General features: G+C 74.6%; 7 protein-coding genes. All 7 read left to right on the top strand.

What is annotated here, in order from left to right:
• Positions 1 to 3,861: phage tail tape measure C-terminal domain-containing protein (locus GGD88_RS19200; RefSeq protein ID WP_281392966.1), on the top strand; the 3,861-nt coding region annotated here is incomplete at its 5' end.
• Between the two features lie 181 nt (positions 3,862 to 4,042).
• Entirely contained in the window at positions 4,043 to 5,533 is a 1,491-nt protein-coding gene (locus GGD88_RS16165; protein ID WP_184437352.1) for a hypothetical protein, read from the top strand.
• A 2-nt stretch (positions 5,534 to 5,535) separates the two neighbouring features.
• Positions 5,536 to 6,450 carry a hypothetical protein gene (locus GGD88_RS16160; protein ID WP_184437350.1) on the top strand — a complete coding sequence of 305 codons (915 nt, stop codon included), beginning with the start codon at positions 5,536 to 5,538 and terminating at the stop codon, positions 6,448 to 6,450.
• Positions 6,451 to 8,289 (top strand): hypothetical protein, encoded by a 1,839-nt coding sequence (locus GGD88_RS16155; protein WP_184437348.1) that lies wholly within the window; start codon positions 6,451 to 6,453, stop codon positions 8,287 to 8,289. It abuts the gene before it with no gap.
• Complete coding sequence (locus GGD88_RS16150) at positions 8,286 to 8,792, top strand: hypothetical protein (protein WP_184437346.1); 507 nt, start codon at positions 8,286 to 8,288, stop codon at positions 8,790 to 8,792. The genes GGD88_RS16155 and GGD88_RS16150 overlap by 4 nt, the downstream gene beginning before the upstream one ends.
• 206 nt (positions 8,793 to 8,998) lie before the next feature.
• The gene (locus GGD88_RS16145) at positions 8,999 to 9,412 is read left to right on the top strand and encodes a hypothetical protein (RefSeq protein ID WP_184437344.1); all 414 of its coding nucleotides are present in this window, start codon (positions 8,999 to 9,001) and stop codon (positions 9,410 to 9,412) included.
• A gap of 141 nt (positions 9,413 to 9,553) precedes the next feature.
• The gene (locus GGD88_RS19440; protein ID WP_184437342.1) at positions 9,554 to 9,724 is read left to right on the top strand and encodes a Com family DNA-binding transcriptional regulator; all 171 of its coding nucleotides are present in this window, start codon (positions 9,554 to 9,556) and stop codon (positions 9,722 to 9,724) included.
• The last annotated feature ends 9 nt before the right edge of the window (positions 9,725 to 9,733 follow it).

Here is a 9,733-nt window from a genome sequence, read left to right as displayed (position 1 = left end):
ACCATCGGGTCGCTGACGGTCCAGGTCGCGGCCGAGGCGGCGCTGGCACAGGCCACCGGCGCGGGCGCCGAGGCGGTGCGCGCGGCCACCATCGCGCGCGAGACCCAGGAGGCGCTGCGGGCGCTGGCCATCGAGGCGGGCACGGAAGAGGCCGACCTGATCGGCCGCCTGATCGAACGTCTGCACGAGGAGCGCCAGGCCCGGGAGGATCGGGCACCCCTGGGCGCGGCGCAGGACCGGCTGGCGGCGCTGGAGCGCGAGGCCGACGCCCTGGCCCGGGTGGCCGGGCAGCGGTCGCTGACCCGCGACCAGCTTCAGGTCATCGCCTCGCTGACCGAACGCGCGATTGACCTGACATCCGACCAGGCGCGCGAGGAGTTGCGCCTGGCCGACGCCATCGCCGACCGGACCCGGGCGGTGGAGATGGCCCGCGCCGCGTCGACGTCCTGGCGCGACGGCGCCGTCGCGGCCATCCACGACGTGGCCGTGGCGGCCGCGGACAACGCGGCCATCGCCGAGGCGGCGTTCTCGGGCGTCTTCTCCTCCTGGCAGGACAGTTTCACGGAGTTCTTCAGGGACTTTTCACGCGGCATCGCCGACGTCGGCGACCTGGTTGACGCCCTGGGCGACGCGGTGCTGGACCAGGTGGCGCGCATCGCCGCGCAATCGGTCACGGCGTCCCTGGCCCGCACGGCCGGCGCGGCGCTGGGCCTGGGCGGCGCCGCCGCCGGCGCTGCCGGCGGATCGGGCGGCGGGGTCCTGGGCGCGCTGGGGGAGTGGCTGGGGCTGGGCGCGGACGCGGCCGGCCTGGTCGGCGGCGGCGGGTCGGTCGGGACCACGGCGGCGCGCTGGCTCGGCCTGACCTCGCCGGCCCTGCCCGGGGTGCCGCCGGGTCCGGCCGGCATCGGCGGCGTGGTGCCGGCCGGCGCCCTGTCGCCCACCGGCAGCGCGCTCGCCGCCGGCATCGACGCGGCGCCCTGGGGGCTGGCGGGGTCGCTCGCGGCATCGATGCTGGGGTTCGGCGGCACCGGCAACCAGTGGGCCGACCTGGGGCTGTCCACCCTGGGGTCGGTGGGGGGTGGCGCGGCCGGCGCCGCCCTGCTGGCGCCCGCCCTGGGAGCGGCGGGTGGGCCGGTGGGCGCGGCCGCCGGGGCGTTCCTGGCGATGGTGGGCGGGGATCTGCTGTCCGGCCTGTTCGGCGGCGAGGCGATCCCGAACGCCAGCCAGAGCATCGACATTACCCCAGGCGGTGTGGTGGCCCGCGCGCCTGAGGGCCGCTATATGTCCGACGAGGACATTCAGCGATGGGGGCAGGCGTCCCAGGCGGCGCTGGTCGGCCCCTTGCAGCGCCTGACGGAGGCGCTGGACATCGCCGGCTACGGCGTCGCGACCAGCAACAAGCAGGGCCAGCGCGTCGGCCTGTTCGGCGGCGGTTTCGGCGACGGCGGCACCTGGACCGACGTCGAGAGCCTGGCCGAGGCCGGCGTGGTGGCGGTGCGGGAACTGGCGCTGGCCGTCGCCGGCGGCGACGCCAGCCTGGCCGACGCGGCGCTGGTGGCCCGGGAGAGCACGGCCGACACCGCCGATGCGCTGGCGCGCCAGATCGCGCTGGCGGCCGACTGGGAAGGTAAGCTAGCCCGCACCGAGGCCCAGTACATCACCGCTGGGCGCCAGATGGCCGAGATGGCGGCGGCCACGGCCCAGTGGGAGCAGGGCGCGCGGGCGGTGCTCGCGCCCATGGTGGAGACCCGCGACATCCTGGCGGCGGCCGGGCGCGACACCGGGGATCTGTCGGCCGGGCTGGAGCACCTGGCCGAGACCATGCTGGGCCTGCACGACACCGCGCTGTCGCCGGTGCAGGTCGCGGTCCAGACGGCGACCGGCCAGATCGACGCGCTGAGCCGCATGCTGGAGGACCTGGGCTACAGCGCCGACCGCACAGCCGGGTATCTGGCGGCGCTGGAAGAGGCCGTCATCGGCCGGATGCGCGACCAGTTCGACGAAGCGAACCAGGACCGCGTCTACGAGCTGACCGGCATGGGCGCGATCCCGGACCTGCGGGCCATCGCCGAGGGCTACGTCCACGCCATGACCGACGCGGCGGCGCTGGGGGCCGACACCGCGCTGCTGACCCGGCGCGCCCTGCTGGAGGTGCAGGCCGCGGTCGAGGGGATGGATGTGGCCGGCCTGAGTGACCTGATCGACCAGGTCGAGGCGCTGGGCTACGAGGGCGACGGGGTCGCGCTGATCCTGGACGGCCTGGACACCGCGCTGGACGGCCTGGGCGACGCGGCCGGCGACACCGCCGGCCAGGTGTCGGGCGCCGCCGATCGCATCGCGGCGGCCAACCGGGGCCTGGAGCGCCGCCTGCTGGCCGCCACCGTGGACCCCTCGACCCGCGCGGGTGCCCTGGCCCTGTTCGACTGGGACGCACAGCGTGAGCTGGCCGAGTTGTCCGCCCTGGGCGCCGACATCACCCTGCTGGAGCGGGTGCTGGCCGAGGAGCGGCTGGACATCATCCAGCGCTTCACCGACGACGCGGTCGCCGCCGAGCGCCGCCGCGCCGAGGAGATGGCGCGCGCCTGGGACCAGGCGGCCTCCGTCATCGCCGGCATCGCCACCGACATCCGGCAGTACCTGGACGGGGTCTATGGCGGCGCGTCGTCGCCGCTGGGCACCCACGCCCGCATGGACCGCGCGGTCGACGACTTCTGGGCGGCCTACGCCCGCGCCCAGACCGGCGACCGCGCCGCCCTGTCGGCCATCACCCGCTACGACGCCACCGCGCGGGACGCCATCGCGGCCTATCACGCCTCGTCGGCGCCGGCCGATGCGCTGTACGCGCAGATGACGGCGGCGCTGGAGAGCCTGCCGGACCTGCTGAGCCCCGAGCAGTTCCTGGCGGACGAGATCACGGCGGCCGTGACCACGGCGGCCAGCGACCTGAGCGCGGCCACCGATGCCGCCGCCGACGACGTGGGCGGCGCGGTGTGGGATGCCGCGGCCCTGTTGGACGCCACATGGCGGCAGCTCGACGCCGATAGCGACGGCGGCATCTCCTGGGCCGAATTCCAGACCTGGGCCGCGCAGGACGCCTCTCGCATCACGGCGCTGCACTCCGTGATGGGCAGTGGGTTCTCGGGGTACTCCATCCGGGACTTGTACAATGCGATCGACGCCAATGGCGACGGCACGGTGTCACAGTTGGAATGGCTGCGGGCCGTGACGGGCCAGGTCGAGGACCACACCGCCGCGTCCGCGATCACGAGCGATCTGCTGTACGACTACCTGAAGCAGATGCACGACAGCCTGTATCACCATCTGTCCAACCTCGGCGGCGCCATCGTCGCCGCCGTGGACCGCGTCACCGCCGCCATCCACGCCATCCCGCACGCGGCGGGCGGGGCCGCGGCCGGACTGACGGTGGTCAATGACGCGGGGCCGGAGTGGATCCGGCTGCCCGATGGGACCGAGGTGGTGACGGCCCGCGCCTCGCTGGCGATGGCCGCGCACATGGCGCGGGCGATGGCGCCTCCCGCCAACGACGTCGTCCCCGCGACGGCCGCCACCCCCACGATCGTGCCGCCGGTGGTGGTGCCGCTGCCCTGGGCCGCGCGCCCGCCCGCCGGCGGCGGTGGCGGCGCGGCCGACGACCGCGCCCTGCGCCTGCTGGAGCGCATCGACCGCCGGCTGGAGACCCTGGAGGCGGCGCTCCACGACGAGGCCGGCGCCGGCCGGCGCGCCGACGGCGCACTGACGGGCGAGCTGGCGGGGCACCTGTCGGCCATCCGCGAGGCCCTGGAAGAGGCCACCGGATCGGCCGCCCTGGCCCGCCGCGCCGCCGTCGGCGGGAGGAGATAGCCATGATGCGCACGGCTACATGGGACACGCTGAAACCGGCCCCCGCCCGGCCGGGGGCGGCGCCCGTGTCATGGTCTCGGCGCCCTTCGGCGCCGGAGGGCCGGCCGGCGCACCCGCGCCGGCGGCCCGAAGGGCCGGAGCCGCGTGAGGGCCGCAGGCCCGAACTGCGGCGAGTAAAATCATGAATACGGAAACCCGCATCCGCGCCCACTACCGGGACGCCGCCGGCGTGATGCGCACGCTGCACGCCTCCGACGCCGGCTACCGGGCCGGGCCGGAGGAGGGCCACGCGACCTATGTCGATGACCTGCGCGTCCGCCCGGCCTGGACGCGCACGATCGGCGCCGGCCTGGACCCCGACCCGGCCGACACCGCGTACAGCGCCATCACCCTGGGCGACGCCGCCTCCGGCCGGTATGACGCCCTGCGCGAGGCCGCCTGGGGCTATGCGGTCGCGGTGCTGGAGGGGCCGCGCGGCCGGCCGACGGCCGAGTTCGCGGTGGTCATGACCGGGATCGTCGAGCGCGCCGACGTCGGCTGGCGCGACGTCGACCTGATCCTGCGCGACCGCCTGCAGGCGCTGCGCGACCGCCCGATCACCGAGGCCACCCTGGCCGGCACCGCCACCGCCGGTGGGCGGACGCCGGAGGGCGGGCCGTCCCTGGCCGACCGTCCGGTGCCCATCGGCTGGGGTGTCGTCGAGGCGATCCCGCCCGTCGAGGGCAACGTCCACGACGAGACGGTCCGGATCGGCCCCTATCACGCGCTGACCGGCGTCGCCGACATGGGCGCGCCACTGACCGTCGGGGCCATGTATCCCGACTGGGCCGCGCTGCAGGCCGCCACCCTGGCGCCGGGCACGGTGGCGGGGTGCCCGGCCGAGGGCCTGATCCGCACCGAGAGCCCGCCCGTCGGCGCCCTGCTGGTGTCGGCCCGGTTCCAGGCCGTCAGCACCCTCCCGGCGCTGGTGCGCGCGGTGCTGGAAGGCCCCGGCGGCCTCGCGCCCGCCGATATCCTGGCCAGCGTCGACGCCCTGCCGGCGTGGGACGCCGGCTGGTGGACCGGCGCCGAGGCCGCCACCGTGGGCGACGTGCTGGACGGCCTGCTGTCGGGTGTCGGCTATTGGCACGACGACGCCCTGGGGCGCATCGGCGCCTGGCGGCCGACACCGCCCGAACTGGCGGCCGCCACCGTCGCCCTGACCGCCGACGATCTGGCCGGCGCGCCGGAGCTGGTCGCCACCGGTCTGGAGGTGCCGGCGGGCCGCCTGGAGGTCGAATACCGCCGCGCCTGGACCGTGCTATCCGAGGACCAGCTCGTGCCGGCCGACACGCCCGCGCGCCTCGCCTGGCGCGACCTGGTGACGCGCGAGACCCGCCTGAGCGCGCGCGACAGCGCCGCCGTGCAGGCGCGCTGGCCGGCATACCGCACCGTCCCGCGCACCACGGCGCTGGCGTCGGCCGCCGATGCCGCCGTCCTGGCCGGTGACCTGGAGGGGCTGTTCGGCGCGCCCCGCCGCGCCTGGCGCCTGGGCACCACACGCGAGGCCGCGCGCCTGGTCGATCTGGGGACGTGCGTGGACCTGTCGGCGATCCCGCGCCTGGGCCTGACCCGCGCGTGGGTGGTGGGGCTGCGGCGCCGGCCGCGGCCCGAGATCACGGTGTGGGGGTAGGCATGGGCGACCAGACGCGCGACGCGGCTCGCCGCAATCTCCTGATCGTGCCGGACAACCGCCTGGACGACGTGCAGGGTGACGGCATCCCCGCCACCCTGTCCGGCGGCGCCTGGATCGCCGCCCGCCCTCTGTCCAACCTGCTGGACCCGCGCTTCATCGTCGCGGCCGAGTCGGACGGCGTCGATCCCGGGGCCACCCGCTTCGTCATCGACTACGGCGCCGTGGTGGACCTGCGCGCCTGCATCCTGTGGGGCGACCCCAGCCGGTCGGCCCGGGTGCGCCGCCGCATCAGCCTCGACGGCGGCCCCGATCCGGCCGAGGTGGTGCGCGACAGCGCCTGGCAGGACTGGATCCCGGTCACCGGCCCGGCCTGGACCCTGCCGCGCGCCCATCCCAGCTTCGGCCACGGTCGCATCCCGGAGCGCGAGCTGCGCCAGTACCCGCAACGCTTCTGGCACGACGTCGCCCCGGAGCCCGTCCTGGGCCGGTTCGAGCACATCGACATCGACGATGGCGGCAACCCCGCCGGTCGCATCCGCCTGCAGCGCTGCTGGACCGGGTCGGGCTGGCAGACCAGCGTCCCCGTGGAGTTCGGCGCCGAATGGGGCTGGGAGGACCTGTCCGAGATCCGCACCCTGCTGTCCGGCCGCGTGGACGCCGAGCATCGCCCGCGCCGGCGCACCATGCACGTCCGCATCGAGGGCCTGCCCGAGGACGAGGCCCTGTCCCAGGTCTACGACATGATCGGGCGCGTCGGCATCAGCCGCCAGCTCTACGTGTCCTGGGACCCGACCGAGACCATGCACCGCCACCGCCGCTCCGGCCTGGCCCGCATGGCCCGCCTGACCCCGTCGCAACTCGCCCGTCACGACTGGGTGGACAGCGGCGTCCAGTTCATCGAGGAGGTGGCCTAGATGGCGACGTTCCAGCTCCACGGCCTGACCTGGGATACGGCCGATTTTCGGTCCGATTACGGCCTGGTCCAGCCCGTCACGGTCGATGGGATCGCCATGGACCGGTGGGTGGCGCTGCATTACGCGGGGGCGGCGGCCGTCGCCGCCGCGGCCGAGGGCATCGGTGCCGCCGAGGCCCTGGCCCCGATCGTGGACGACGTGGTCGCACTGGCCGGCGCCCCGGACGACATCACCGCGCTGGCGGCCCTGGAAGACGCCACCGGCGCCCTGTCGGCCCTCGGCCCGGTCGCGGTCCAGATCGGCGCCCTCGGCCCGGTCGCGGCGGACATCGCCGCCTGCGCCGATGCGCTGGCCGATATCCAGGCCGCCCCCGCCGCCGCCACCGCGGCCGCCGCCCAGGCCTCCGCCGCCGGCACCAGCGCCACCGCCGCGTCGGGCCACGCCACCGCGGCCACCAGCGCCCGCACCGCCGCGGAGACCGCGCGCGACGCCGCCCTGGGCCACGCCGCCACCGCGGGCGGCCACGCCACCGCGGCCACCACGGCCCGCACCGCCGCGGAGGCCGCACGCGACACCGCGGAGGGCCACGCCACATCCGCCGCCGGTAGCGCCACCGCCGCGGCCGCCGGTGCGACCGCCGCCGACGATAGCGCCACATCCGCCGGCGATAGTGCGACCGCCGCCGCCGGGAGTGCGACCGCTGCCGCAGGCAGCGCCACGACCGCGGGCGGCCATGCCACCACGGCCGCCAGCGCCCGCACGGCGGCGGAGGGGGCACGCGACACCGCCCAGGGCCACGCCGCCACCGCCACGGCGGCGCGCACGGGGGCGGAGGCCGCCCGCGACCTGTCGCAAGCCTGGGCCGACAGCGAGGCACAGGAACCGGGGGGACCGGGCACCAAGAGCGCGCGGGAATGGGCCGCCGAGGCCCAGGCCATCGCCGGCGGCGATTTCGCGCCCGCATCGCACGGCCACGACGCCGCGGCGATCGTCTCCGGCACCCTCGACATCGCCCGCTTGCCGGCGGCGGCGCTGGAGCGCCTGGTGGACGTCGCCGATCAGGCGGCGCGCTACGCGCTGACCACGGCGACGGTGCAGGTGGGCGACACGGTGCGCCAGCTCGACACCGGGATCCTCTACCGGGTGGTCGACACGGACCACCTGGACGGCGCCACCGGCTACGTCGAGTACACCGCCGGCCAAGCGGCGGCGGTCCCCTGGTCCGGGGTGACCGATCGACCGAGCACCTATCCGCCGACCGCACACACCCACCCGTCCACGGCCATCAGCGACGCGAGCGCGGCCGGGCGGGCGATGCTGACCGCCGCCGACACGGCGGCGCAGCGGACCGCGCTCGCCCTGGGCAGCGCGGCCACCGCCAACGTGGGCACCACGGCCGGAAGCGTGGCGGCCGGCGACGATAGCCGCATCGTCGGCGCCCTGCCACGGGCCGGCGGCACGATGACGGGCGCGATTGATTTTGACGGCGCGGGCGCTGTCGATGTTGGAGCAGCTAACAACACCATCGCGGTGCAGAGCTACGCTGCTACTTTAGCGCCGGCGTACACCGCCACAAATCACGTAAGTGTAACTGTCACAGGAGATATCATAGAGGTCGACGCCCCGACGGGGACTGCGGCCGGACAGGTCGTCGTCCTGGAACTGACCCAGGATGGCACGGGTGGCCACAGCATCACGGCCTGGGATGCGTGGTGGGACTTTGGCGATCAAGACGCGCCGGACCTGCCGACTGGCGCGGGGGAGACGCTGGTCGTTTCGGCCATCGTATCCACAGGCGGGGCATCTGGCCGGACCACTCAAGTCTGGAGGACGTCATGATTGGGGCCTTGGCATTGCCGACGCTGACGCGGCGTACGTCCCCTCCCTATCCTGTCGGCGCAAACTTCCTGCGGTCCCCAATCGTGTACACCGCTCTGGCGAACATCACCGACGAGAGCGACGTGGGAGCAGGCGAGATCGGCACCGACAGCACCTACTCTTCCCCCCCAAGCAATTTCGTCGACGGGGGACTAGTCAACCCCATGTGGAATACGCGGCATCAGGACATGCACGTCTGGGTTCGCACTCCGGCTGCCACCGATCTGTCGGAGATCCGCATCGCTTATAGGAATGCGTCGTCGAATCACCCTGGCGCCACGGGTAATTTGTACTATTGGGGGGGTAGCGCTTGGGTGTTTGTATCCCCTCTAACCTACGCCGACAATGCGACTTTGAAAATCGACACTTTCGGTACTGTTAACGCCAGCCTGTTTCGGCTGACCTATTCGCCCAGCCCCACTACTGGCTGGGTTGGCATTAACGAAATCGAAATGTACCCGTGAGGTTTGACATGGCGACCCATTATCTATCCGGCGCTCGGCCGGAGTACCTCACTGCTGGCCGCGCCTGCCGGCTGCCGGGCGGTACTGCCCTGACCGCGTCTGGCGCCACAGCGGCACGACTGGAAGCAGAGGGCGCTACGCCCAGGCCGGCGCCTGGGGATGGACAGACGATTGAGCGCGGCCCGGCTGGGTGGGTAGCGCTCGATTTGCCCCCAGAAGAACTGGCCGACGTCCGGGCCGAGGCCCTGGACCGCGTCCAGGGCCAGGCCGAGACCCTGCGCGCCCGCGTCGCCAGCCCCGGCGACGGGCAGGCGATGTCGTACCTCAGTAAGGCCACCCACGCCGCCGAGGTGATCGCCGGGACCCGTACGGCGTCCGGGCTCCTGGAGCCGCTGGTGGGCGTTGAGGTGGATCCGGCCACCGGCCAGCCCTGCGCCACCCTGACCGAGGTGGCGGCCGTGATCGTCGCCGCCCAGGCCCAGTGGGAGGCGCTGGAGGGCCAGATCGACGCCGCCCGCCGGGCCGGCCGCATCGCCATCCTGGCCGCGACCGATGCCGCCGCCGTCCAGGCCGCCGAGGCCGCCATCGCCTGGCCCGACATCCCCGCGCTGCCGGGATGATGCCCCGCCCGCCATCGGCGGCGGGGGCCGGGGTGTGCGACCACCCCGAACCGGGAGATCGAACCTCCCCCACGTCCATGTCACGTGCCACGGGCCGTGACCCGCCCTCGCGCCGACGCGAGGGCTTGACTGGGGACCACAATGGCGGGAGAGTCCATCCGTTGCGTGCAATGCCACCGAAAGCTCGCCGAAATCAGCGACTTCACGGCCGGCCACATCGCCATCAAATGCCCCCGCTGTGGGGCCATGAACAGCCTGAGGGCCGCGACTCCGTCGCCCGCGCCGCGCCCCCCATCCGAGCGCCCCACCTGAGCGCCGGAC

The organism is Roseospira goensis (genome assembly GCF_014197795.1).
Taxonomy (GTDB): Bacteria; Pseudomonadota; Alphaproteobacteria; order Rhodospirillales; family Rhodospirillaceae; genus Rhodospira; species Rhodospira goensis.
Note: the sequence above shows the minus strand (reverse complement) of the source record. Positions and strands in the feature narration are given on the sequence as shown.